This window comes from Paenibacillus helianthi (genome assembly GCF_001909055.1).
In the GTDB taxonomy this organism is placed as follows: Bacteria; Bacillota; Bacilli; order Paenibacillales; family Paenibacillaceae; genus Paenibacillus_AQ; species Paenibacillus_AQ helianthi.
In genome coordinates, this window is record NZ_LVWI01000092.1 from 67,192 (window position 1) to 91,937 (window position 24,746).

The 24,746-nt window shown below is 48.5% G+C and carries 23 protein-coding genes; 3 read left to right on the forward strand and 20 right to left on the reverse strand.

From position 1 onward, the window contains the following. The first annotated feature begins 18 nt into the window (after positions 1-18). The gene (locus A3844_RS29115) at positions 19-666 is read left to right on the forward strand and encodes a hypothetical protein (protein ID WP_208619473.1); all 648 of its coding nucleotides are present in this window, start codon (positions 19-21) and stop codon (positions 664-666) included. A 109-nt stretch (positions 667-775) separates the two neighbouring features. Here A3844_RS29115 and A3844_RS29120 read toward each other — a convergent pair whose 3' ends face one another. The 14 genes from A3844_RS29120 to A3844_RS29180 all read right to left on the reverse strand — a co-directional run bounded on the left by A3844_RS29120 (position 776) and on the right by A3844_RS29180 (position 16,757). Next, on the reverse strand, positions 776-3,949 hold the full coding sequence (locus A3844_RS29120) for a hypothetical protein (protein WP_143192191.1): 3,174 nt from the start codon (positions 3,947-3,949) through the stop codon (positions 776-778). A gap of 678 nt (positions 3,950-4,627) precedes the next feature. Next, a complete protein-coding gene (locus A3844_RS29125; RefSeq protein WP_074109297.1) occupies positions 4,628-6,880 on the reverse strand; it encodes a hypothetical protein in 2,253 nt (750 codons plus the stop codon). A gap of 3 nt (positions 6,881-6,883) precedes the next feature. Beyond that, on the reverse strand, positions 6,884-7,480 hold the full coding sequence (locus tag A3844_RS29130) for a hypothetical protein (RefSeq protein WP_074109298.1): 597 nt from the start codon (positions 7,478-7,480) through the stop codon (positions 6,884-6,886). A 239-nt stretch (positions 7,481-7,719) separates the two neighbouring features. Then, a complete protein-coding gene (locus A3844_RS29135; RefSeq protein ID WP_074084884.1) occupies positions 7,720-8,217 on the reverse strand; it encodes a hypothetical protein in 498 nt (165 codons plus the stop codon). 20 nt (positions 8,218-8,237) lie between these two features. Beyond that, the gene (locus A3844_RS29140) at positions 8,238-8,618 is read right to left on the reverse strand and encodes a hypothetical protein (protein WP_074084883.1); all 381 of its coding nucleotides are present in this window, start codon (positions 8,616-8,618) and stop codon (positions 8,238-8,240) included. Between the two features lie 15 nt (positions 8,619-8,633). Further along, positions 8,634-8,777 carry a hypothetical protein gene (locus A3844_RS32940; RefSeq protein WP_020428330.1) on the reverse strand — a complete coding sequence of 48 codons (144 nt, stop codon included), beginning with the start codon at positions 8,775-8,777 and terminating at the stop codon, positions 8,634-8,636. Between the two features lie 5 nt (positions 8,778-8,782). Next, the gene (locus A3844_RS29145; protein WP_074101607.1) at positions 8,783-8,995 is read right to left on the reverse strand and encodes a hypothetical protein; all 213 of its coding nucleotides are present in this window, start codon (positions 8,993-8,995) and stop codon (positions 8,783-8,785) included. A 79-nt stretch (positions 8,996-9,074) separates the two neighbouring features. Next, entirely contained in the window at positions 9,075-9,944 is an 870-nt protein-coding gene (locus tag A3844_RS29150) for a hypothetical protein (RefSeq protein ID WP_074101608.1), read from the reverse strand. 15 nt (positions 9,945-9,959) lie between these two features. Beyond that, the gene (locus tag A3844_RS29155) at positions 9,960-11,009 is read right to left on the reverse strand and encodes a hypothetical protein (protein WP_074084880.1); all 1,050 of its coding nucleotides are present in this window, start codon (positions 11,007-11,009) and stop codon (positions 9,960-9,962) included. A 17-nt stretch (positions 11,010-11,026) separates the two neighbouring features. Next, positions 11,027-12,574 (reverse strand): P-loop NTPase family protein, encoded by a 1,548-nt coding sequence (locus A3844_RS29160; RefSeq protein WP_074109299.1) that lies wholly within the window; start codon positions 12,572-12,574, stop codon positions 11,027-11,029. Beyond that, positions 12,571-13,635: a CpaE/TadZ family protein gene (locus A3844_RS29165; protein ID WP_074109300.1), complete on the reverse strand. Its 1,065-nt coding sequence runs from the start codon at positions 13,633-13,635 to the stop codon at positions 12,571-12,573. The genes A3844_RS29160 and A3844_RS29165 overlap by 4 nt, the downstream gene beginning before the upstream one ends. A 21-nt stretch (positions 13,636-13,656) precedes the next feature. Next, complete coding sequence (locus tag A3844_RS29170) at positions 13,657-14,439, reverse strand: SAF domain-containing protein (RefSeq protein WP_074109301.1); 783 nt, start codon at positions 14,437-14,439, stop codon at positions 13,657-13,659. A gap of 246 nt (positions 14,440-14,685) precedes the next feature. Next, the gene (gene purU / locus A3844_RS29175) at positions 14,686-15,582 is read right to left on the reverse strand and encodes a formyltetrahydrofolate deformylase (protein WP_074084820.1); all 897 of its coding nucleotides are present in this window, start codon (positions 15,580-15,582) and stop codon (positions 14,686-14,688) included. A gap of 47 nt (positions 15,583-15,629) precedes the next feature. After that, a complete protein-coding gene (locus A3844_RS29180) occupies positions 15,630-16,757 on the reverse strand; it encodes a deoxyribonuclease IV (RefSeq protein ID WP_074109302.1) in 1,128 nt (375 codons plus the stop codon). A 171-nt stretch (positions 16,758-16,928) separates the two neighbouring features. Between A3844_RS29180 and A3844_RS29185 the strand changes: the two genes are divergently transcribed. Both A3844_RS29185 and A3844_RS29190 read left to right on the forward strand, forming a co-directional pair. After that, complete coding sequence (locus A3844_RS29185; RefSeq protein WP_074084942.1) at positions 16,929-17,393, forward strand: DUF2621 domain-containing protein; 465 nt, start codon at positions 16,929-16,931, stop codon at positions 17,391-17,393. A 16-nt stretch (positions 17,394-17,409) separates the two neighbouring features. Continuing rightward, positions 17,410-18,315 (forward strand): TIGR01777 family oxidoreductase, encoded by a 906-nt coding sequence (locus tag A3844_RS29190; protein WP_074109303.1) that lies wholly within the window; start codon positions 17,410-17,412, stop codon positions 18,313-18,315. A gap of 16 nt (positions 18,316-18,331) precedes the next feature. On the opposite strand, the gene A3844_RS29195 is transcribed toward A3844_RS29190, so the two are convergent. The 6 genes from A3844_RS29195 to A3844_RS29220 all read right to left on the reverse strand — a co-directional run bounded on the left by A3844_RS29195 (position 18,332) and on the right by A3844_RS29220 (position 24,737). Next, positions 18,332-19,999: a DUF6382 domain-containing protein gene (locus tag A3844_RS29195; RefSeq protein ID WP_074109304.1), complete on the reverse strand. Its 1,668-nt coding sequence runs from the start codon at positions 19,997-19,999 to the stop codon at positions 18,332-18,334. A 17-nt stretch (positions 20,000-20,016) separates the two neighbouring features. After that, positions 20,017-20,526 carry an A24 family peptidase gene (locus A3844_RS29200; protein WP_074101617.1) on the reverse strand — a complete coding sequence of 170 codons (510 nt, stop codon included), beginning with the start codon at positions 20,524-20,526 and terminating at the stop codon, positions 20,017-20,019. 2 nt (positions 20,527-20,528) lie between these two features. Continuing rightward, positions 20,529-21,545, reverse strand: a complete 1,017-nt coding sequence (locus A3844_RS29205) for a TadE/TadG family type IV pilus assembly protein (RefSeq protein WP_083607083.1) — start codon at positions 21,543-21,545, stop codon at positions 20,529-20,531. 16 nt (positions 21,546-21,561) lie between these two features. Further along, positions 21,562-23,826 carry a hypothetical protein gene (locus A3844_RS29210; RefSeq protein ID WP_143192192.1) on the reverse strand — a complete coding sequence of 755 codons (2,265 nt, stop codon included), beginning with the start codon at positions 23,824-23,826 and terminating at the stop codon, positions 21,562-21,564. A 63-nt stretch (positions 23,827-23,889) separates the two neighbouring features. Then, positions 23,890-24,552 carry a TadE/TadG family type IV pilus assembly protein gene (locus A3844_RS29215; protein ID WP_074109305.1) on the reverse strand — a complete coding sequence of 221 codons (663 nt, stop codon included), beginning with the start codon at positions 24,550-24,552 and terminating at the stop codon, positions 23,890-23,892. After that, complete coding sequence (locus A3844_RS29220) at positions 24,549-24,737, reverse strand: Flp1 family type IVb pilin (RefSeq protein WP_074109306.1); 189 nt, start codon at positions 24,735-24,737, stop codon at positions 24,549-24,551. Before A3844_RS29220 ends, A3844_RS29215 begins: the two co-directional genes overlap by 4 nt. Positions 24,738-24,746: the final 9 nt, after the last annotated feature.

Genomic DNA, 24,746 nt, shown 5'->3' on the forward strand with positions numbered 1-24,746 from the left:
CAGAAAGGAATCGCGAAAATGACAGCAAATCATAATATCTACGTTGTGCTTACCGGAACGGGCACTGCTTTTAGCGGGCTCATTAAATGGTTTACCAAAGCCGAGCTCAATCATGCTTCGATTGCCTTTGACTGTGAACTTCGTGAGGTCTATAGCTTTGGGCGAAAAAAAGCCTATAACCCCTTTGTCGCAGGACTGATCCGCGAGGACTTTATCCATCCCTTTTATAACAGTGCGGACTGTGCAATCTATCAGCTCCGAGTGAGCAAAAACGAATACGAAAAGATGTACAACCACGTGAAGGGCATGATGGAGCATCAGGACCGCTACAAATACCATTTGTTAGGCTTGATCGGAGTTCTGCTGAATGTGAAAATCAACCGGGAAGACGCTTATTTCTGCTCCCATTTTGTCGCCTCTGTGTTCGAAGAGTCTGCTGTTCATCCGGTAGCCAAGCCCTCCTGCTTCGTGACTCCCGAAGATTTCGCTGACTCTCTGTGCGCTCACAAAATCTTCAGCGGCAAGCTGTCCTACTATATGCGCAGAACACATAGAATGACAGGCTACGCTTCTGGTGTACATACTTCTTCAGGGTCCGCAGTTCCGGCTTCCGTTGCGGCACGATTGATGAGGCTGCAGGATCAACGTGCGGAAGAGGTTGTCTGAACACCCGCTCTCCGCGCGCTGCTGCTTACAAAAAATGCCTCACATCGGTCAGGTTCAAGATGATCAGGTTCAAAATTCACAATGCTAAAGCTTGCGTATCCTCATCTTTCTATTTGACCCTATGGCTCTGAAAATATTCTGTCCAGTCTCCCAGCACCGTAACGGTTACCGCATCTATTTTGGTGTTATATTCATTCTTTGCGGTGAAAGTAAACGTAATTGGACCGTCTGGCAGTTTTTCAAAAATGGGATCGTACAATTCACCGTTCCATAATGTTTTACCGCTGTCTATAGGACTAAGCTGTGCCGTATACCCGCCAGACATTACTACATCAATCGTATCTGGCAGCCCGGTTGCATTCGCTTGCAGCACAAAGCGTTCTCCCGCCCAATACACGCTATACCCCCGCGGACTCTCTGCACTCCCGGTTTTATTCAAATTGTAGGCTTGGCGATTGGCATTCCATTCTGGTGTATGCTTGACCCCGCCCTTCACCGTAAGCAGATTGACCATAAAGTATTTACGGAGAGACACGGTGCTCCAGTTGAAGCCGTCATAGACCTCTACCTCTGCAGCATACTTCTGATTCTCCACCAAGGCGCTGGACGGTATTTGCCACTGTTCATCGCTTGATGCTTGTTCGCTGGACTGCACAGTGACCGCTCCGGTAGTCAGATTAATGATTCTTACCTTATATCGCTGCTGGAGATCTCCGTCTTCGTCATGATAATCCCATTTGATGATTGGAGTCAGCGTACTGACGATCGTTGGACTAGCTTGGCTGGCGCTGGCCGGGTATGTGATATCAGCCGTAGGGATACGGTTCACAACCGTAAGAGTTTGAGTCAGTTCCCGGTACAGCCCCAATGAATCCGTAACCCTCTGCCGCAGGGTAAAAGTACCGTTCGAACTGAATTGCTTGGTAAACGTGCTCTGCGTACCCGCCAAGCTCTCCGCCCCACCTGATGGCTTCAGGTAATATTGATACCCGATACTATCACCTTTCGGTAAATCGGCATCTGTAGCTGTACTTTTAATCTGGAGTACATCTGTCCGGTAGATCGGCACGGTAGTCGCGTCACGTCCGGTATCTGTGATCAGGGTAAAGCACGGATGCGGTGGGTTGTCGATGATAAATGCTTTCTCATTCGAAAGATCCGACCAGGCCTCTTTAGAGAATACACTCCCATATAGGTAGAAATATTTAAACCTCTCAAAGGTTTGATCAGGAACTTGATATTGCCGCAGCGATCCAGTACTGTCCGGATTTTCTACAGAAAAACTCAGTAGATCATCTTCCTTCGAGAAAAAATCCAGGTGGAATTTCTCCTGAGCATCATTCTCCGGATCAGAATAGGTCCACTTAATCAAAGGATCTCCTTGAAGCTCGGCATCTATAATCGTTGGATTACTCGGTGCTCCCGGAGGGGAAGTCAGGACCATAGATGGTGCAAGATTCTTCGTCACACTCACTTGGAGCACGGCCACATTGGATTTATCTCCGATTTGGTCTATGGCCCAATGCTCCATGGTGTACACTCCCGGCTCTGGAAAGGTAAGATTCACATTTGATGTGCGGTATGACTTTATGGCCCCATCACTGTTTGTTACTTTCCAGTAGTAGGCTAAGGAGCCTTGATCGGATGTATCTTCGTCCACATCATCAGAAGAGTAGGACAGGGTATCATACTGATGGGCCGTTGCAGAACCGTTTATTGCGGCTACAGGCGCGTGATTCTTTACAACAAATGATCGTGTAGCATTGGAACTAAGCGATCCATCCGAAGCCGTTAGCCTCATTTCCCAGCCGTCTGAGATTGCCTGCTTCGGAGAAATCCCATTACGGGCAATGAGGTCCCGAATGGTCAGGGATTGGTACCGATTGTTACCAGACCAATAATACGGGCTGCTGTTAACCCTTGCATTCCATGTGTACGTGAGTGCATCGCCATCTTCATCCGGATCAGGTGTTTGATTATCCAGGGTGATCAGCGTGTCCCTATAGACTTCATTGGGCATGTTAAACGCGGCTACCGGTGGATGATTTACTACCTGTACGTTTTGGCTATACGTATCGGACCATAACCCCCGGTTATCACGCACCTGTAAGCTAATTTGATAATCTCCTACCCCATATGCTGCGATATTGGGCGGTATATTCGCGGCACCATAATGCGACCATACCGTGTTCCAGCCATCCTTAACCACATTCCATTTGTATGTATCCAGGGGGTCATTGTCCGGATCAAAGGATTTATCTATAATCGTTGTGGTCTTATGGTATGACACAATGCTGGGATTCACGGTGAACATGGCAACAGGCGGTAAGTTCCCCGCAGCAGTTCCCACCGTTCGCTGGCACCAATCACTCCATGCACCTGCCCCGTTATCTCCATCCACATCCCGCACCCTTAGCCGGATATCATAATTATCTTTGCTTGAGACTGCACCGGTTGGTTGGCCATCGGTCCACATTTCTTCATAGCTTTTTTTGTACTGCCACTGCCATTGCATGAGTCCTTTATCTGCTCTGGATACATGGTCCAAGTCGTATGAGCTATCCGCAAGCACGATGGAACTCCCGACAAGACGCGCTGTAAATAGTGCAATCGGCTTTCGGTGAACCTGGAAGCTCATCGTGGAGGCAGCATCCTTACTCCACATTTGGTACTCAGCGAAACTACTCTCGGTTTTTGGGATATCTTTGGCCTGATACGTCACTACATATTCCCCTGTATAAGGAAAGGAGTTGTATAGGCTCGTTCTCCATAATCCGGAATCACTGATGATGCCCCTAGAATTCTCAAAATAGTTAGGATCGTGCTGATATCTGACTCGCTCTATCAGTTTCGGATCACTCTCATAATCCGTATAGGTTGTGCCGCTGTTTTCAATCGGACTGTTAACCAAAACGTAAGCATTGCGTTTCAATCGGTTCCTTACTTTTACAGTCATTGGTTTGGATTCTGTCATATTGGAAGGATCAGATACCTTCACATTGATTGTATAGTCTCCAGGGGGTAAGGAATCCTCAATGGCATCTATAGGGATCGAGAACGGCTTGTATCCTTTGGTTTGGGTTACAACTGTCTTTTTATAGAATAAGTTAGGGATTTCTGCGCTAACGATGAGATCCTCGTTATCCGGATCATGAACGTATCCCTCAATATTCATGGTGTTTCGTCCGGGTTCATTTTGCAACACCTGATCATTTGGTGAGTTGATGCTAATGGTTGGTGGACTGTTGGGAATCAAGGGGAATATGAGGTTAAACCAAGTCATTATCGCTGGCCCCCCTAGTCCATCTTCTCCACTATAGCCGTCCCTACCGTCATTTTGTCCTGCTGCATATAAATATTGTACTGCAATGCCGATTGGAAGCTCGCCATAATAGTTCATACCAATATCTTTTTTATAGGGAGCTTCTGTACCCAGGTTAAATGTGGTCGTAAAAGAATTACTCTCAAAAGGACCATGAAAAAACCCTAGGTCTAGTGGGGTCCAACTTGTATGCCAAATATAAGAAGAATTCCACTGGCCTGGACATCTATAAACCAGAGGGTCATCATCCAGTGGTTGACCTTCAGGAATGCCCGCTACGCATACCCCCGCCTTAGCGACTCGTTTATCTAGGCCACTATTTGAGGGTACCAAATCAGCAGAGACAGTTAATGTTGCTGTTGGACTGATATCAAAGGTCAATTTTTTTGTTGTAAGATTGTATTGGATGTTACTAAATTGCTGGTCATTTATAGATCCCGATATAGTCCCAGTATCTGAATAGGATTCCGTTTTGTAATGTGCAGGAATATTAATATTTCTATAATGAATGATATTAGGATCTCCTGTATAAGCCTTTGCAATCATAGGTCCAAAAGGAAGATTAAAGAGCATTCCAATTAGAAATACCATAAAAAATAGAATAAAGGTAAGCTTGTTTTTATTCATTGTTACTCCTCCTTACCAAGACCAATCCACTTCTGGTGCCCGGTTTTTCACTTCCACAATTCTTTCCGATTGTACCTGCCCATCCGAATTTGTGGATTTCCGGTCACCCGCTGTTACAAATTCATCTATCGTAGGTTGGCCAAATTCTTCAAACACGGTTAATCGCACTTCGTACTTACCTACTTGGCTCAATTCCATATTCAAGCGCTCTTGATTTGCATCACTATACATAACCCAAGTTTCGTTATTAAAATTACCATCATTATTTGAGTCATAGCGATACTCCCATACTCTCCGGCCAATGACATCTTTATCTGGCGAATAGGACATATCATCAATGGAGACAAGAGCTTTGTTAGCATTTTCCGGACTTCGGTAAGCTACACCAGCCATGGAAAAGTAATTTACTGGAACTTCATCAGGGACAATGGTAAATGTAATGGAAGTACTTGAAGAGTAGCCAAGTGTATTCTCCACATAAACTGCAGCCTTATAGGTTCCGGGCTGTTTGAATAGCAGCTCTTTTGTCTCAAATTGTCCTAATGTTCCGCTATACTTAATGTCCGCATTTGAACCACCCGTAAGAGCAGTTAAAACAACATATGTTTTTTCTGGAACCAACGGAAAACGTGTGGGGCTGGTACTACTATTCGTGAGTATGACTTTCCGGTTTTGCTTTAACGTTCCCCCCACACTTAAACGTGCGTATGGTTCGGGTTTGATTACTGTAATCTCTGTACTCGTGCTACCGAACATCGAATCATTATCCACAACGGTTAATAGAATATTGAACGTTTTACCAACATCCGATTGGCTATACCATGTAGTTCCATTTGGGGCATTTCCTATTTTTTCTTGCGCTCCAGATGTATCCCACCAATAATCTTTGATATACCCATCGGGATCATAAGAACCATTCCCAAAGATTAAAACATCATCACCGGCCTTCACTTCACTAGGAGCTCTAATACTGGCGATAGGCGGCTTTCCTTTAGGGGCTGGTGGGTTTACAACAGGTGGAAAGGTGACTGTCGGAGTATTCTTGTATACCCCTGCCGAAGTTCTCAGTTTAACTTCTAGCGAATCAATCTCTCCTGCTTTGGTATAAACCTTTTTATTGAAACGCACGATTACTGACAAATCATAATTTTGAGTAAATTCTTCCCCTGAAAAATCAGCCGTGGCAATTTCAAAGTCAAACTCTTTGCTTGCCGTTAAGGACTTGGCATTTTCCTTTTTCGTCTGCAATGTCCCGTTTTGGTCTTTCTTTTTAGCATAAAACACCCATTCTTTGATATTCGCTACATCTGAGTAGGCTTGTAGTTCACCTTTTACTGAGATTCGGACGGGTACTTTATCCGTGATTTTTGCGGGATTGGGATTGGGCTTAATGAGGGTAACGTCCCCTGTAAGGGTCGGTTCCGTGGGGAGATTGTAGTCGAAAGAAACATTGCCGCTGTATTTGTAGGAGGTTACGTTTGCGGAGGCGGTGAAATAATAATTCAGCCATGTTCTGTAACGCCTTCCTGTAGCCCATCCGCCCTTCCAGCTATCGGGTAAATTCTCCGCATCATAGTTTGTAGCTGCTGCATCCGTTTTATAATAAATGATAAACTGACTGCCGTTCACAATATTATGACTAACATATTGGGGTGGAAGAGACTCCTTTAACACAGTTATTTGAACAGACGATTCTATGATGCTCACAGGGTCTATAACTTGGTCTACACTTTTGTTATACCATTTCAAGCCATCCCTAGACACATCCGACTTGGTTGCAATTGTCATGTCAGGGGGATCATCCCTAGGTACCCCCGAACCTAGACCATTTACATCATTATGCTTTTGAGTATTCGAATACTGATCCCACTGATTAATTTGCCAGCGTATTCCATCTGAGTATCTCCAAATAGAGTTACCTGGTGTTGTAACAAAAGGGGCTTGCCATGAAGCATTATAGCCTAATATATTATCAATTCTTTGTTTTGCTTCTACTCCTTTTAGTGTCACCTTCACTTTGCCATTTTCAATGGAGAGAGCCACTTTTTCATTTGTGCCATTATATTTTAACGATGACGTATTAATAGAAGAACCGGAGACTCCACTAGGCAAAGCTAAATAGTATGTCTGCTTGCTTTTAGTTCCAGTAAGTATTTCCGTTGGTATAGATATTGTCTTGTTTTGTGAATTCGCAGCCTTCATAGAAATCGGGATGCTAAGGAATAACAAGATAACGGCAAGTAAAGAAATGTATATTTTGTTCATTTTTTAATCCTTTACAATTATTTCTTCATCAAAACCGCCACCGACATAAGTACGAACAGCTATAAATGTTGGTTCTTTGAAATATCCATACATTTGATAAGTAGTTAATTTTTCACCCGGTTTTAATACCCAAGTATTTAAAGCTTCTCTACTATTTACTACTTCAAATACTTTTTTAGGAGCTGGCCAATTAAGGTTATAACCATCGAAACATAAAAACCACTTATCTTGTTGGTCTTTAGCGTTTCGTTGCACAATCTTCTTGCTTTTATTTTCAATCGTAATTTTTGTCCATACCATATACTTAGTTGGAGTTTTGTAGAGACGATCAATATATCCATATTTCTTCATCAGCGCCTGTGCATCATTGGAATTGACATCGTAAATCATTAACTTTTCCAGCGTATAGCTGAACCCTCCGGACGTAATGGTCACCGGCAACTCAACTTCCTTTTTCAGACCAAACTTAAATAGGTTATCTCTGATAATCGGTGCAGGAGTTGCTTCAGCTGCATTTGCATTTGAAATCTCCCACTGACCTGCTACTGTACTGATTAACATTGTTGCTGCCATAATTGCTTTCATCATTGTCTTTTTCATCTTCGAACACTCCTGTTATTGTATTTGGATGCAGCCTGCTAAGGCTCGCCTCAGATCATAATTACCAATCCGAATGCTAAATCACTTTTTACTCGTAGTATCAGTCTCCAGCTTTGGAGAAAAAGCACCAATCATTATCTTCTCCAACGTATAACTCAACCACGAGTCATCACAGTAGCCGGTAACTCATATCCTTCATAAGTCCATACTTTGAAATATTATCCATTCTAATTGAATGATTAATCATTCATCTTATACTCCTGCACAGCAGGAACGATGATGGCCTCCTGAACCTTCGCCCGGGAGATGAGCACCGGATGGGTCGTCTCAATAACGGCAATTACCGACGGACCTTGTATGTATTTAGTGATACCATAGTTGCTATCCTCGTAGAGAAAAGGAAAAGTAACTCCGCTGGATTGATCGACAATGTCGAACTTTACAATTTTCACTTGAGTTTGAAGCCTGCTGCCCGCCAGAGGGGACAGGCCGTCGTCCAGTCCCAGATTCGCTCGAAGGGATTGCCGGAATGTGGCAAAAGCTTCAGCGGGATCGATGATCAGACGGCCTTGTGCCCGTGCGGACTCATTAAGCTCCTGTGATGCGTCATGGACGGCTATGTTATTAGCATCCTTGAGCATGCTGCGTAGCATGTCCCATTCCTGATTCTGAATCTGAAAAAACCAGGAATAGACGAAGATCAGTAGAACAAACGCCAGCTTAATAATATAGTCCATAGATTAGGCTCATCCCTTAATCAGTCGAGATACTCACTCATGATAGAACCGTGCCCGTAATAACGCGTGGGCTGGGCCACTCCGGAAAAATTATACGGGAAAAGATTCATTCGTGGTGCTGAGATATACACATCCATGCGGCGCTTGCGTTCCTGAACAGTTTCCGTGCTGCTTGTGATATGAATCGAAGCCTCAGGAAATCCAACAGCCTTTAGATTCGCGATGACCTCACTTTTCATTGAAGCCGTGACCATCCCCTCCGTTGCCGCTTTTTGCGTAATATAGGAGGTATTGGCCTTGACCTGCAAATCGAGCAGATAATCAATGTAGGTGAAGATGGGCTGCAGGATAATGAACAAGACAAGCCACATGAATAATGCCCGGAGAACGGTAGCTTTCAATGCCTACGCCCCCTCTTAATACTGCTCGACTTGTTTGGTGTGTGTGATGATATCGTCCTGGCTGCTGCCGATAATGTTAGTTGCCGCTGCGATGAACATGCCCGCAATCACAAAACCGATAGCCAGAAACATTGCGACTGATATGGAGTCTTTTTTCATCGTGATTAGACCGAAGTGTGGAACTGGGTCTGGGCGAGTGTAGCCGATGGCCCGTCCTCTACCGGTTGCACCATAGTGACGCCTGGTATGGTTGGTCTGTTGTCGTCCGCAGAGTTAATGACATCCCGAACAACCGGAATCAAAATGGCAATTACGATGGCAACACACAGGAATCCGATAGCGATGAACAATCCAGTAGAAATGGCGTCTTTTTTCATTGTTAATATCTCCCTTTTCATTTTATATTTTTAAATGATTCTTGAATATAGAAAATTTCATACGATGCAATTCACCCACTCACTGAAACATCCCCACCCCATTGAAGTTGCCTTTGATTAGCAAAATGTACTGCATTGCCAGCGACACAATCATTAGGAAAGTGGCGATGGAGGGAATCACGTTGATGATGGTGGAGACGTCTCCGATGAAGGACCATTTTTTCAAATACTGATCACTGGAGATCTTGGTAATGATCTTGCCTTGCTCCCGCAAATAATTGGCTGCTTCCGTATCATCGTCCATCCCCTCCGTAGCCAGCAGAATAGAACGGATATCGTTGATAAAAGCGTGATTGTCCGGGAATTTACCGCAGAACCATTCAATCGCCCGTTCAGTCCCTTCATCGACTGCACGTTCGGACAGCTCATACAGATCCTGGCGAATGTAATTAAAATGTCCGGCCGTTCCGGCGCAAAAAGCTCCAAACTGCACGTAACCCCGCTTGCGCAGCCGATTGTTCTCATAGAGCCGGATGAAGGAGATCAACTCACCGTCTTTTTGAATAAGGGTCTTCTGATGTAGCCAGGCGAGCAGCCACCCCAGCGGAAGATATCTTAACGGACTGGTGATCAACAGAATCAGAGCAGCAACAAGTAGATCATAGATAGAAAAAGATTCCGAACGCAGGAAGTCTCCTGCCCCCTGAACCAACAAATAGATCATTGCGGCCGAATAGCGGAACAGTGTGATTTTGCCTGCGGAAAGGGTTAGTCCGCTGTTATTCAACAGCAGCTGCAGCCGCTCATTGTGCATCCGTTCTCCGAGTATCTTCCACCTTGTACCCAGCCGAAGCAGATAACGCTCCTGTCTTGAACTGCTACTCACAAAAACCAGCAACGAAAGATATACAATTCCCAGTACAGCAATCAAAAGTAAGAGTCTGTCCATAATTCATTCATCACCTTAGTGGTAGTCCAGCTTTGGCCTGGCGAGTATGGTACTGATCATGAAAGAGATGAACAGTCCAGCAATAATAATCATCAAAAACGTCAAACCCACAGTGGTCTGAAACTGCAATTTGAAATAAACATCCGGCTTCAGCATGTAAATAAACGTACCGACGGATGATACGAGAACCACCAGATTGCCGTACAGTCCAAGACTAATCGCGTCCCTGCTGCCCGCCTTCACTGTCAGGATCGTCTCCCGCTGCTGCTCCATGGAGCGGCTTAGCATCATAAGCGTGTTCTTCAGATAACGGGTGCCCTCTTTCTCGCAGTAGAGCAAATCCGAGACAAATTCCACGGCAAAGGTAGTTCCAATAGCCCCCGCAAACCGCTCTGCCTCACGGGTCAGCTCCCGTTCATTGCTATAGTTGGAGAAGGCCGCTCCCAGCAGTCTCAGCGGGGTTTTCAGCACACTTTCTTCCGTTAAGAATTCAGCGGTTTTGGTTAAAATCGAGTCTACCGACAGGTGAGTAAATTTGGTGGCGATTTTGATCACATCCAATAGATCGTAGCTCCCGCGCACCTTGCGTTGAGCATAGAGGTATCTCGTCCGCAAATAAGGAATACTGGCTGCAATGACTGCAACAAAGAGCGGGAAGCGCCAATTCCCCTGAACCGGAATCCGTTCATCGAAGCTGATGCCCTCCAAAAACGGATTACTGAAGCTCAAATGTCCCGGCAGTTCGCTTAGGGTCAGCATTCCCGAGAGAAACACGGCGCTGAACAGAAACAACGTGTGAATCAAAAAACGCGTGACACTAATCCCCGGCTCATACTTACGCTTAGCAAAATAGAGCAGATCGTCCAAATGCCGGTACAGCCACCTCCGCTTTTTATTGCTGCTGACCCTTTTACCAAAAAGACTAATCCGCAGGCTCATCCGCTGGTCGATCTTTTGTCCAAGCTGCCTTAGATGCCTCTCAATGAGCGGCTTCACCAGCAGCCACAGGCCACCGGCAATCAATAAATGAAAGGCAACCTGAAGCACATAAAATAACAGCTCCATACGCTCTCCCCCTCATTTCATTCGTTCAGGACAATCTTAGACTTGAGACTCTCCTTCAGCGGTCCGTCCATCGGTTTCAGCGCAGCCAGATGCCCAAGCTCCTGCAGAAACACCCGCGAAGCGCGCGGATTTTTCTTCTTCATCTTCTGCATCAGGCCGGCCGTCAGCTTGTCGTTGTAGCTCCAGGCGGACTCTTCTTCTTCCCAGCGCATCAGATCATTGGCAAATACGGAGTTGGCCGCTTCGTCATAGTACACCTCTGAGATCCGGGCCAGCCGCTTTTTTCCGTCCGCTACACTTTCCAGAATAAACACCAGCTCACAGGACTTCAGCGCAGAGATCAGATGGCCCTTCAGGCTGCCGCCGATCCGGGTGGACACCGCAAAAGCGCCCTGATAAGGAATATCTTCCGAATCCACCGTATGAAAGGTTCCTGTAATCCCGTCATAGCCCTTTTCACCGCTCCACAGATAAAATTCCCATTCGTTATACCGCATTTCCGTCATATAGAGAATGTTCGGATCATGCCGCAGCGACTCTACCCCAACCTCCATCAATTCCTCATTGGCTGCCTGGATCGGGATAATCCGATGGCCTTTGATCTGATACGGCAAAATCGACTCCGGATGCTTTTCGATCATCACGACTCCCATGCAGGAAGAGGAACCGAGCAACTGCTCACCTACAACCGTGTTGGCAAAAGTGGTTTTACCTGATCCGATTGCACCGGCGATAATGGTGTTGCGGAACGTACCCGACAGCGCGCGGATCAGCTCAATAGCTTCTGCAGGGATACATTCGGTACCGGCCTGATCCTCCAGATCCAGGAACTCCACTACCTGCCGCCGCAGCGAGATCGTGGTGAAGCCCTCCCACACCCTGGGCGATACCCAAATCGCGAGCCGGATGAAGCGGCCGGGCCAGAGGGGATCATCCATTTTGAACTCGACGGAGGGGTTATCCTTGTTGAGTTTTTTGTTGGGGTCGCTTTTCAGCAAGGAACGTTTGAGCTGTTCAACCCGGTCCAGTGAAGGCATCTCATAGGGATACACCACAAATTTCCCGCGATGGTTATAAAAAATCTGACGTCCGATCATCTGCAGCCCGGTAGATTCGCTATAGGCCCGGTCAGTGAACCAGCGGTAGGCAGGTCCAAATCCCTTCCATTCGTGAAACAGCGCCTCTGCCGCTGTCCCGTAGGCATCCGGCACTTTGCCGGTAAACGGTGTTTTGCGCAGATATTTCTCGATCTCATTCATAAAAAAGCTAACGGCCTGCGGATCCCCGATCAGCGCCTTTGCATTTAGCTCAAAGTACCCGTCGTCCTCTCGCTCCAGCTCGGCGTTCATGTCATTTTTCATTTTTTGCAGAAAACCGTAAAAGTCCTCCTTGCCCGGCTTGCAGGTACTCAGCACTTTTTGCTTCAGTGAAAACAGCCTATGGTTATCCTGTAGAATCGGCAGCCGCAACGGCTCATGTACATGTTCCAACGCTCCGACTTCAAGCTTCGTCTCCTTCTGCTGCTTCCAACTTGCCGGCCATACCTCATCCCGATATTCAATCATTGAAAAATCCCCTTCTTTCGGGCTTCCGGTGCCATACCGAGGGATACCAGCAGCGCGTGAACCTTGTCGTCCACCTGCTGCAGCTCTCTTTTGCCCAGTGGAAGACTGTCCTGAAATGGCTGGTAATAGGGCAACTCAAGCAAAATCTCACTGCCGAAGCGGAGGGCCAAATTCTTAGGTGAGCTCATTTCCTCCACATTGCTGCGGTTGATGATCCACTGGAAATCCTGCGGATGCAGATCCATGTGTCCGGCAAGCTCCATGAGCGGCTGAAGGCGGTACTCATGCTTCGGATGCGTAACCATCATGCGCAGAGCCGTTTTCTGCATCCCCACATACCATGCGGCACTCTCGGGAATGGACCCGAAGTCGGCGACTACCACATCGGCATTCCCGGCGGCTTGGGTAAGCAGATACTCAATCTCCTCCTCCTGGTAATCCTGAACACTTAAATAATCAAAATTGCCCGGCAAATAGGCGTACCCCTCCTGCTTAACCAGACTTTCAAAGTCCGCTGCCTGGAGCATTTTACCGGTCATCCGGGGGCGCAGCCTGTCGAGGCTGATGGCCGTCTTACGGTCGAATCCGGGATCATACAGATCAAGTCCGAGCAGAATCACACGTTGGCCAGCAGCGGCAATCCGCCGGGCGAATAATTTGGCGATACTCGTACAACCGATACCAGGACCGGAGCCGAAAAATCCGACGAGATTACCGCGCTCTTCATGCTCATCCTCCAGAATGTAGCGCAGCTTCTCCACAATCGCTGAAGAGGTCGCACGGGGCGGGATAAAGAAGATCCCCAGACTTTCACATAACATATGAATAGCCTGATAGCTCCTTACCCCCTTTTGCCGGTAAATATATAATATGGAGGAGTTCGGATAACCCTGCCGCAGTTCACTTAAGCCTGAAACGGGCACCTGTTCGCTTGTAACCATTAGCATCTGCCCCTGAGTCTGTGAAGGCTCGGGCAGGACATTCTGCGTAACCACCGTGAATCCGGCAAGCTTGAGCTCATTGATGGTCAGCTGATCCATCCCATAACTGAATATTTTCATTTCATTCTCCTCCTTTCCCTTTTACTCAACACGCACTATCCACAGCTTTTTACCTTGCTCCAGATATTGTCCAAGCCGTTCGCCGTCACTTTTTTTCAGCTTCAGTTCGGGTGCAGCTACCTTGCCTGTTGAGGTGAAGCGGTTGTTCGTGTTGCCATTCTCGGAATCCTGGACATCATTGTTGTCTTCAGTTCTTACATAATTAACAGTGACTCCGGTGAGAAACACCTTGCGCGGAGGGGCGGGGAGCTGTGATTCCAAGGCTCCTGTCCCTGCTGTTGAACCATTTGTGCCGGATTTCCCATCACCTGCGGTTGCGACTGAGGCTCTATATCCGCTATTCCGTGCCTGATCCGCCGAATCGCCTTCGACGAGATAAATATCCACCTTGTCTCTGCTGCGCAGTGAGCCGTTGATCGCATAGATCGCTTCCTTGGGAATCGGGAAAATCCCCTCATCCTGCTGCGGCTCCAAATCACTGACATCCACAAGAGCTGCCGTCAGAATACTTCCGTTCGTCAAATTAACATTAGTGATCTTATGCTCCACCTGACTGATGTCCGTAATTACCCCTGAAGGAATATCCTTGGTCTGGACAGAATCCAGATAAAGATCACTTGGCTTAAGCTCATAATTTTTAGGCAAAAAGCTGTCCTGGGCCACTTTGATCTTAACTACAGTCTGCGACAGCACGTATGGCTTGAAGTACAGATCGTAGCCGAGCAGACCGCCGAAGCCGATAAGTAAAATGAGAAAAGCAAACAAATAATTGCGTCTTAACAAATGTCTCCGCTGTGAAACCAAGCCTTTTACCCCCTTATAAATGAGTTAGTGAACACGACAAAATACACTTTGGCATAGTGCGCCAAAATGTCCGGTAAAATGCTTTTTCACCTGTTGTGATTGAGAAAAGTATTAGATTATCAATGAGGAGTTACTGGGCTTGAGGATAACTGCGGGAGCAAGCTCCCGGCAGGAGAAGGATTCCGGTGAACGGCAGACACTGTCAAAATACAGCATGACTGCTGCTGTTCACCGGAGAAATTCCAATTAATTAAAAACCACTGTCTTGTTATGATGTACAAGAATTCTGTCTTCGATATGCCATTTGACCGCCCGGGCCAGAACGACCCGCTCAATGGTACGCCCGATGCGTTTTAGCTCGTTCACGTCATCGCTGTGGCTGACCCGCTGCACGTCCTGCTCAATAATGGGACCACCGTCCAGCTCTTCTGTAACATAATGGGCGGTTGCACCGATAATTTTCACTCCGCGCTGATAGGCCTGGGCATAGGGCTTGCCGCCAACGAACGCCGGAAGGAACGAATGATGGATGTTAATGATCCGGTGACGGTAATGCTCTATGAACGCTGGTGAGATAATCTGCATGTAGCGCGCCAAAATAATCACATCAATGTCATCTCCGATGACCTCAAGCTGGCGCTGCTCCGCTTCCACTTTGGTATCTGGCGTGACCGGAATATGATAGAACGGAATACCGAAGGATTCCACATAGGCCTGCATATCCGTGTGGTTGCTGACAACCAGCGCGATATCCGCATCGAGATCCCCGGCCTGCCACTGCCAGAGCAACTCCACCAGACAATGATCCTCTTTGGAGACAAAGATGGCCAACCGCTTCTTGTGGCTAACATTGAAAATTTGCCAGTTCATCTGGAAACGTTCAGCAACCCCGCCGAAGATCGAACGCACCTCGTCAATCCGCTCATCCAGCTTGGGCAGGTCAAACTCCACTCTCATAAAAAACATTCCGCCATCCGGGTCCATGGTATATTGATCCGACTGAACAATATTCGCGCCGTGCTGGTACAGAAAATGCGATACTGCAGCCACAATCCCCGGCCCATCCGGACAGGAGATAAGCATGCGTGCCCGGTCCGGGTATTGTCCGCTTGACGAATGATCTCTTTTCACATGCAACACCATAGTTCTCTTTCCATCCTCTCATCTACTTGCGCATTCTGTAGTTTGGCTTATGCGTTCACGAGTAATTGCTTGCCTGCCAGCCAGGCAATAAGCCGCTGATTGACAGCTTCCTCGCTTAGCTGCGGAAACAGCTGTGCCTCGGCAACCGAATCGTACAAACGTTCCAGAGGCTCACGCGGGTCCGCCTTCTTGGCCTTCGCATCGTTCTTCAGCAGTTCCCATACATTCAGCACATACTGGCGGGGATCAAGCTCCTGTTTGGCAAAAAAGGCCTGCAGCTGCTCAACCTCACCGAGGAACTCCGCTCCGAACCGTTCAGCAACGTTGCCGCGAAGCAGCGCAATTTCCACCTCGTACATAGGACGCAGTGTCTTCGCTTCCTTCCCGATCCAAGGCGTCTCCAGAATGAACGGCAGACCCGCAAGAGCTTCGTGGTGAACTACCTTGTTGATGGTTTCAAAGCCAATGTACCCTGAGCCGATAGGGGTATGACGGTCTTTGCCCGCTCCGCGCGGATTTTTGCTGTCGTTGATATGGACTACGCCCAGCCGATTCAGGCCAATGATCCGGTCAAACTGCTGAAGCACACCATCGAGGTCGCCGACTATATCATATCCGGCATCGTGAATGTGACAGGTATCGAGGCAGATGGACAGCCGCTCATTATGTGTGACCTTATCGATAATCGAGGCGATTTCTTCGAAGCTGCGGCCCACCTCTGTCCCTTTACCTGCCATCGTTTCCAGTGCAATATGCACTTCCGTCTCGTTCGTACCGTCAAGTACCTCATTCAGGCCATCAGCAATCCGCTGTACGCCGTATTCGGCATCCTTGTCCGTATATGCTCCCGGATGGAGTACAATATGTTTCACCTCAAGCGCATGGGTACGGCGGATTTCCTCTTGCAGAAAATCAACAGCCAATTGATATGTGCTTTCCTTGTAGGAACCCAAGTTGATGATGTAGGGGGCATGGACTACGATTTCTTCCACACCGTTCTCTTTCATTGCCAGCTTACCTTCAGCGGGATACATCGATTCAATTGGTTTGCGGCGCGTGTTCTGCGGCGCACCTGTATATATCATAAATGAGGTTGATCCGTACTCGTTTGCTTCATTGGCCGCACTCAGGAGACCCTTGTCCGCACAGGACACATGTGAACCTATTTTCAGCATGCTTTTTTCCCTCTTTCCTTCACGAATTAACCCTTATTCTACCGTGATCGGGAAAATAAATCTAGGCAAGCTCCATGTACCTGCTTCCGCTTCGCAAAACTATAGAAATACGCTATACTTTAGATGAGAATGAAGTTTGTGACAATCATCATTGTCAAAGGCGGTGTAATCATGTCATTTAAATCAAGCTTAAGCTTGTTATCCGCAGCACCGAGCAATTGGTTTATGAACTCCATCGCATTTTGGACTTTTTTGCTGCTGGGCTGCATGTGCATCGGCGGCTATTTTATGTTTCGCAAATTTCTCAAAGTGCTGCCCAAAGCCGATGGCAAATCCAAGCTGGACTGGCAAAATTATTGGGTCGAACGCAGCCGTCCTCTGTGGAGCGACGAGATGAAAGCTTTTCTGGATCAGCTCGTCCAGCCTGTGCCGGGTCCCTTCCGCGATATCGCCAAGCACTCCATAGCTGCCGAGATTGGCAGGATCGCCGTGGAGAGTCATGCGCCGGAGGTCACCCGCGAGCACTGCATCAGAGGCTATATCGTGGCTACACCACGGCGCGACAACCGCTTTCTCATCAGCTTCCTTGAAAAGAACGGCATTGACTACTCTCCTTACCAGCATCTGATTAAGTAACCGAAGGAGCGATTGTATGAAATACGTAATCTGCGGCGGCAGCGGATTTATCGGACGCGAGCTTACCGAATATTGGCTCCAGGGCGGGCATCAGATCATTGTTGTCGGCCGCAAGCAGCCTGAATCCCAGACCGCTGCCCATCCAGGCCTTAGCTTCCTTACCTGGGACAGCCTAGCGTCAAATCCGGAGCTAGCCGAAGGGGCAGATGCGCTGGTTAATCTTGCCGGTTCTTCACTCAGCCAGCGCTGGACCCCAAGCGGCAAAAAGGCCATTATGCAGTCCCGTCTTGAAACCGTCTCGGCAGTGGCCAAGCTTCTGAATGCACTGAAGAACAGACCTTCCGTAGTGATCCAGTCCTCTGCCGTAGCTATTTACGGAACTTCACTGCAGGGTACCTATGACGAAGCCTCTCCGGCTCATGTCATGGACTTTCCGTCCGAGGTTGTTAAGGCTTGGGAAGCGGCTGTGGACGAAGCTTATAAGAACGCAAGAGTGGTCAAGCTGCGCACAGGAGTAGTGCTCGGCAACGAAAGCGGCGCTTTCCCCAAAATGAAGCTGCCCTACATGCTAGGCTTCGGCGGTAAAATCGGCAGCGGAAAGCAGTGGCTGTCCTGGATTGATCTCACTGATATCGTCCGGCTGATCGATTTTTGCGTCCAAACTCCCGGAATTGAAGGTCCTGTCAATGCTACTGCCCCGAACCCTGTTACCAATGAGACATTTGGCAGAATGATCGGTAAGGTATATCATCGGCCACACTGGTTCCCCATCCCGTCGTTTCTGCTGAAGGCTGCCGTCGGTGAACTGTCGGAAATCTTACTGGAAGGCCAGCGGGTACTCCCTGCCAAAGCCTTGCAGCACGGGTTTTCCTTTACTTATCCTACCTTACAGCCATCATTGGAACATCTGAAATCGGAATAACAGTCAGCCCCGCCTCTCAGGCGGAACGGAAAGTATAGCATCCTTTTACTATAGTGAACATCGCTCCCTCAGTCAGCGGATACTCCTTGTATGGAATCATTGCCTCTCCCTGAAACAGAGTTCCATTCCTGGAGTCCAGATCCTTCAGGATATATCCTCCCGCACTCTTGGAAATCTCTGCATGGACTCTTGAGACCCCCTCAGACTTCTCCACATACTGAGCAACATCAGGGGATCGGCCGATAAGAAAACTGGGACGGTTCAGTTCGATCTTTTCCGGAATCCCACCTGCGTTTTCCTGAATTCTTTCAAGATAGGGTATCGCACGCCCCCCTTCCTGCTCCTGTTCCTTCCTGGAGTGGGAATCATGCTGTAGCAGTGCTGTAGCTTCTACAAATAATGGAGGTGTTGGAACCGGTGCTTTGGCTAGACTGCGTTCCGGCCATTCGGTTTTCGTCACCGTAGTGTGAATGTCATTGTGAATAGGGTGCTCCAAGTTTCGTACCGGAACGGGTGCCCTTGAAGTATCTACTTTATTAGAAGAAACTGCAGTGTTTCGGACAAAGTCCCAGTCCAGCTCTTTAGGAGTCCTCCGGCCCTTAGCCCCAATCTCGTCTCCTGCCTCTTCATCTGCTTGGGTACCACCCAAGATCAGCCTTCCACTCCATACCAGCCAGCAGAATACACCTAACATGAGCGTCGCAAGTATACATACAACCATCCAAAGCGGTTTGGGATGGTTCAAATATAGAAACTTCCACAACACCGCATCGGCCACAACACCACCCAGCATTGCATAGGTTCTGTAAGCAGAGGTATCGGGAGCCGCTTTGCTCCCAAGATCCCGATCATCCGCCAGCAGCTGCTGCTGTTCCTCCTTCAGCTTAAGCCTCGGATAGCCGCTCATCCATGGAGTTGGCTTGGGAGGCTCTGCAGCCACACTCGCGAAACTCTGATCCGTGCTGCGCTGCTCTTCACCGGGTAGAGTAACGCCAGGCAATGAACCACTCCGTTTCTGAATACTTCTCTCTACAGCGGGTACATGTACATCAGGCATAAGGGTACTTGGTGCAGGCCGGACAGTATCCGAATGCCATTTTGTCCCTCCACCCTCTGTCAACAGCTCTGCCAGAAGTTCCTTTAGCCCTCCCGGAGTGAACCCCTCCTCCCCGCAGTATTGCAACAGCCTCTGAACCCCGTCACCGGACAGTTCTCTCACGGACGCCATAAGCGCCATAATCAATGCCGTTAGCGCTCTTCCGGCACTCACTGAATTCTCAGCAGACTGCATAGGGAGATAAGTGAGGTATACTTTGCCGCCATGCAGTGGCCCATCAATAAAAATATAATCCTCATGCAGCAAATACTGTTCAGCCTGCAGCATGTACAGGCGCCCCTCTTCCATCCCCGACGCAATCTGCAGCAGCAGTCCGAAGAAATCGGACAAGCCAAGCTTCTCCCCTTTCAGGAGATGACTGAGCATTTTCCGGCGGGACAGCGCATATTCCAGGGTTACCTGCAAATCTATTTCCCGGAGCTGCAGCCTCAGATGATGAGGAATTCCTGAATTCATCAGCATCCGGGCCTGAATCATATTAAGCTCTGCCGGTCTTAGCCCCCCAGGCTTGCTGAGCAGCATCGAAATACCGTCCTGCTGTACAAAATCACGGCTTAATCCGAACAATACTCCTCACCTCTTCATTATAAGTACAAATAAGCACAGATGAACCCCGGCATAACTGCCAGCATAAAAGGGAATTTCAACGCTTCCTTGCTGCCGGTCTTCAATATCCGGGGATCCCGGAGCATTAGAAACCCGGCACTTCTGCTGATAATCCCTCTTACCCGGCTTCCCGTTTCATGTTTTGCGAGAACGATAATCCAACCAATTACTGCACCGAACAATACAGAATAGACAGTGACCTGCAGTGTGAACAATATCCCAGTCCAGGCACCGATTCCCGCAAAAAGCTTCACATCCCCAGCTCCAACCGCCCCCAGAACATGCAAGATCAGCAGCAGTAAAAACCCTGCACCTGCACCGCATATAGCCGTTAGGATTCCGTGACGTCCATTCATCACACCTTGCGCAATCAGTCCTACAATCAATAGCGGAAGCGTAATCCAGTTCGGTATTCTCATGAAACGGATATCCATAAGGAGTGCCGCTGCGAGAAATAGCAGGCAGCTCCAGAATGCCCATACCGTCATTATCATTTCACTTCTTTCACTTGATTTCTTTTCACCACTGTAAAGGTCGCCTCCAGAGAGGTTCCATCCTCCAGCTGAATAACAAATGGCCATGTACCCGGAGTAGTGTTAACCCCGATTTTCCATTCCCACTCAAGATATCCGTTCGCATCCGCCTGCTTCCACCCTAAATATTTAGCCGTACTCTGACCGCTCTTGTAGAAGATAGATAGACTGGCAGAAGCATTAGGCGGTATCTTAACCCGGATCCTGCCCTGATCATTCGCTACTCCTGGATTTGGTTTCTCCAGAATCACAATAGTGCTATGGTCGTCTTCACCTGCTGAGCTGTCTTCATCGCCTTCGGCATCTGTATTCCCTATCCACAAGCGCTCCACCGCACTGGCCTCAAGCACGATGCGCTGATTCAGAAAAGGTACCTTCATCGGCAGCGCATAACTCACCACAAGTCCAAAGTATGGCCGCGACCCCGTCTTCAGGTCCGGGACAATCACATTCGAAACATGTATGCGGTCATAATCCAGCCAGTCTGTGGATAGATAAGGCTTCATTACAGGCTTGAGCGCTAGATCCAGTACGCCTTCGGATGCCTCTGCCTGTAGTTCCTGCAAAGGTTCTTCCCCCCGCTTTACGGCCGCGCTGACCCAATCCGCTATTGGTTCCGGCAGATCTGCCACATAGCTGTCACTCCACTCTTCAAGCGAGAGCCGCGGAACGCTCCATTTATCCGTGGATGCAGCACCGTCCGAAGCCGCTCCCGCTCCGCCAGGACCACCGGCAGCATCTCCTTTCTTGTCCTCCCATTTCTGTGCTGCCAACGCAGCAGGGTACATATGAGTCGAGATCACTTTTACCGTATCCGAAGCCGTGCTCTGCAGCGCAGTTGAATATAAGGTCATTTGCACGATGAAGATCAGGAACAGGACAAAGAGCAGAAACATAGGAAGGACCATTGCGGCTTCTACTACCATACTGCCTTCAGATCCCAGATTTTTTTGCTTCCGATTCCCATACCCCACCTGGTTCCACCTCCCGCTAGTAAGAAAAATCAGCCTGCACAGTCCGGTAATATAATTTGCCCTGCACTTCACCGGAAAGACCTGTACCATAATCCAGCAGCTTCACCACTCCCGGCAAAAACCATAATGGCATAGCCATTTTGATATCCGCTGCTGTGTATGTAAATTTCTCATCCAAGTTGCTTCCTGTGTTCAGCCGGATTAAGGCCAGCATACGCGACAATTGAACATCGCCCCCTCCATGCAGCACCAGAAAAAGCCGCAGATAGTCCCGGTAGCTCAGCTTGACAGGTATGTATTTGGACAGTGGAATTTCACCATTTTTACATAACAGCAGCATATCCTGTACTGCCTGCTCAACTCCGTACAGAAGTGCTGCTGCCAATATCAGCAGCGGATTGGCAAGCCCCGCACGTTCTGTAAATCCCTCCATGGTACGTATAGCCAGCCGCACTGCAAAAATCTCCCCGTAAGCTGCCGCTATATTCCCGGCAGGGTTATAAAATCCATACAGAATATACTCCAGCTCCTGGGCATTAGGATCAAGCTGATCCGCCAGCCTTCCTGCTCCTTCATTTACAGAGCCTGAGGCCAGACCGGCCAGCTGTGAAATATCAAAGGGAGGAAAATACAGCGCCGAATACTCTGTCTGAAATAGCCTGTCCCTGGCCCCCTCCAGCACATTGCCCATTGCAGCATAGAGACTGTCCACTTTAACCATAGAGGCGCTTCCGGCAGTATAGGGATTCTGATCAGCAGTCCCTGGCTCAGTTGGCTGATCCACTCCCGTGTTGAAAGCGATATTGTCGTTGTAATACTTATGCAGAGTCTGATAACGTTTCATAGCTTCCCCGGCGCTCGCGCCAAGACCGCGAATCTGATCCAGCAGCTTCATGGCCTCGCTAAGCTTGCCTTTAGCTTCCTGCTCCACTTGCTTGCGCTGGTTATCATATGTGCGATGTGCTTCAATTTGAGCACTTTCGGAAGCAATCAGCGTCCCCGCGTTTCCATAATTGCGCAAATAATTATTCACCGCTTCCGAAGCGTTGAGAATACTGGCATTCATGCTGGAAACGTCGGCATTAAGTCCCGAAGCCGGGCTCAAGCTTCCTGGCAAAAGAACCACCTTCGGTACCACGGCCTGTGAAGCTGTCAGCTGTGCTGACAAGCTATTTTCCATCGTGCTGACCTCGTTTGCTGTGAGGATAAGCGAATCTTCCTGCTCGCGCAGCTTTTTAATGGGATCTGCACTTAACTCAGCTGAAGTGTCCGGGATATCCCAGTCTCGGGCTGAATTCTGCGCATCGTCCGGCCCGCTGTTTCGTGACTGCTCAAGCAGGCTTTTCATTTGGGCATTCAAAGTTTTCGCCCGCTCCAGCGCGGCTGCCGCCTCCTCCAAATAACGCGATTGTTTCTCTTGATAAGAAGCCTGTGCATCAGGAAACCGGGCAAGCAGTTCACCGGATTGCTGTATATAAGCCGCCAAAAGCCCCTGGTACTGTGCAGACCTTTTCTCATCACGATACAAATCAGCATAATATTTGCCCACATAGTCGCCGTACATAGCCGCAATATCCGCAGCAGTGCCAATGGTGCCTAATGTAGCGGGTATCATTCTACCACCAGGTGGATTCATGATCAGCTCCTGCAGTGCTTGTCCACTCTCCCCTGCCTGCTTCCGCGACTTCAGCATCTGATCCAGCGCTTCCTCACGCTCATCATACAAAGGCTGAAGCTTGCCGAGCACCTTGGTTGTCCGTGAAGCCTCACCCATGGCCGCAGACAGCGGCTTGAATTTGCCAGCCAGCTCTAGGGCGAAATCAATCGGCGCCTTGTACTTCATCTCTTCCACAATCTGCCGCCGGAAAATGTCATAGCTTCCAAGCGGACGGCTCCAGCTTAAGGAGGAGGAATCCAGACCCAAGGGCAGAAGATTAAAAGAATCACCGCGCCCGCTCTCATACAGATTATCATTCAGCACACCGGCCAAAAGCTGATCACCGTCATTGCCGCCATAGGCGAACAGTCCGTATTTATCTTTCAGTTCGATATCATATGAAGACATTACTGAGCGGACTGCAGCTCTGGCTAAACGCTCTTCCTGGACGTTTACAGCCGCAATGCGCGCATAGTCAATCAGCACTGCGGTAAATAGAAAGACAAATGCCAGCACCATAATTAAAAAGATAGAGACTGAACCTTCGGATCGGGTATACCCGCTGACCATGTATCTTACCACTCTTTCAAAAGCATGCCCTTTCTCTGCCTTCAAGCGTGTCATATCCCCCTTTCGCCCCTCAGTTGCTGTCCCATATTCATTAGGAATTAAGCTAATTCAACTTGTTTAATGCAGCTTGCTCATCATGACGGCAGCATTTTTCTTGTCCATGCCTGTCCCTGACTTGGTGCTATCCGCATTACCCTTGAATTTGGCTCCATAATAACGCATAAGATCAACGGTGCGGATGAATTCAACAGGTTCAGCAATTGCGGACCGGGCCTGCACCACCGGCACTGCCTTGTCGGACAGAATTTCGTTCAGCACAGGCAAATTCAGTACCCGCTTCAGCTCTGCGCTTACTTTACGGCCCGTAAGGCTATACGTATAGTTCATCTCTCCTGGCATATTTGCCGGAACCATAGCGGATGCATGCGTAAGCTTGACCACAGGCAGAGTGCCTCCATCCCCGGCAGCAGGCAGCGTAATAGCTGCTCCGCCCTCTGGCGCACCGATACCGAACAAAGAGGAGAGCAGATCGTCGTCGCCAATACGCCAATAGAGAGAATCATATTCGCCAATGGCGTAAGAACCCTTCGTTTCTTTGTGGCTGTTATCCCAATTGTAAGCAGCGCGTTCCGTAGCGGCTGAAGCTACCTGCAGAAGCATCGACTTCTGGTAGCTGTACAAGCAGAAGAACAGCAGCAGCATAGTGATGCACATAACGATCGGCAACAATAGAGAGGCTTCAATAGTAAAGCTGCCCTCGTCTTTCCGGAGTGAGCTCACTCAAAAACTTCCTGGCTCTTTTCACCCGCTGTAGCAATCAGATCTTTTACGACCTTCACAATTTCCGTACGGAATATTAATACTACTGCAATCAACACAGCGATGATCATAATCATCTCCAATGTACCTAGTCCTTCCTCATCCTTCCAAAAGCGCTTTACAGCTTCCACAATCATTGAACTCATACACAGCTT

What these genes read in the sequence shown, in the direction of transcription:
- A3844_RS29130 (WP_074109298.1), bottom strand. Translation starts at nt 7,480, where the DNA reads ATGAAAAAGACAATGATGAAAGCAATTATGGCAGCAACAATGTTAATC.
- A3844_RS29185 (WP_074084942.1), top strand. Translation starts at nt 16,929, where the DNA reads ATGTCATTTAAATCAAGCTTAAGCTTGTTATCCGCAGCACCGAGCAAT.
- A3844_RS29155 (WP_074084880.1), bottom strand. Translation starts at nt 11,009, where the DNA reads ATGGAGCTGTTATTTTATGTGCTTCAGGTTGCCTTTCATTTATTGATT.
- A3844_RS29160 (WP_074109299.1), bottom strand. Translation starts at nt 12,574, where the DNA reads ATGATTGAATATCGGGATGAGGTATGGCCGGCAAGTTGGAAGCAGCAG.
- A3844_RS32940 (WP_020428330.1), bottom strand. Translation starts at nt 8,777, where the DNA reads ATGAAAAAAGACTCCATATCAGTCGCAATGTTTCTGGCTATCGGTTTT.
- purU (WP_074084820.1), bottom strand. Translation starts at nt 15,582, where the DNA reads ATGGTGTTGCATGTGAAAAGAGATCATTCGTCAAGCGGACAATACCCG.
- A3844_RS29145 (WP_074101607.1), bottom strand. Translation starts at nt 8,995, where the DNA reads ATGAAAAAAGACGCCATTTCTACTGGATTGTTCATCGCTATCGGATTC.
- A3844_RS29190 (WP_074109303.1), top strand. Translation starts at nt 17,410, where the DNA reads ATGAAATACGTAATCTGCGGCGGCAGCGGATTTATCGGACGCGAGCTT.
- A3844_RS29135 (WP_074084884.1), bottom strand. Translation starts at nt 8,217, where the DNA reads ATGGACTATATTATTAAGCTGGCGTTTGTTCTACTGATCTTCGTCTAT.
- A3844_RS29125 (WP_074109297.1), bottom strand. Translation starts at nt 6,880, where the DNA reads ATGAACAAAATATACATTTCTTTACTTGCCGTTATCTTGTTATTCCTT.
- A3844_RS29210 (WP_143192192.1), bottom strand. Translation starts at nt 23,826, where the DNA reads ATGACACGCTTGAAGGCAGAGAAAGGGCATGCTTTTGAAAGAGTGGTA.
- A3844_RS29200 (WP_074101617.1), bottom strand. Translation starts at nt 20,526, where the DNA reads ATGACGGTATGGGCATTCTGGAGCTGCCTGCTATTTCTCGCAGCGGCA.
- A3844_RS29220 (WP_074109306.1), bottom strand. Translation starts at nt 24,737, where the DNA reads ATGAGTTCAATGATTGTGGAAGCTGTAAAGCGCTTTTGGAAGGATGAG.
- A3844_RS29120 (WP_143192191.1), bottom strand. Translation starts at nt 3,949, where the DNA reads ATGACTTGGTTTAACCTCATATTCCCCTTGATTCCCAACAGTCCACCA.
- A3844_RS29115 (WP_208619473.1), top strand. Translation starts at nt 19, where the DNA reads ATGACAGCAAATCATAATATCTACGTTGTGCTTACCGGAACGGGCACT.
- A3844_RS29165 (WP_074109300.1), bottom strand. Translation starts at nt 13,635, where the DNA reads ATGAAAATATTCAGTTATGGGATGGATCAGCTGACCATCAATGAGCTC.
- A3844_RS29180 (WP_074109302.1), bottom strand. Translation starts at nt 16,757, where the DNA reads ATGCTGAAAATAGGTTCACATGTGTCCTGTGCGGACAAGGGTCTCCTG.
- A3844_RS29150 (WP_074101608.1), bottom strand. Translation starts at nt 9,944, where the DNA reads ATGGACAGACTCTTACTTTTGATTGCTGTACTGGGAATTGTATATCTT.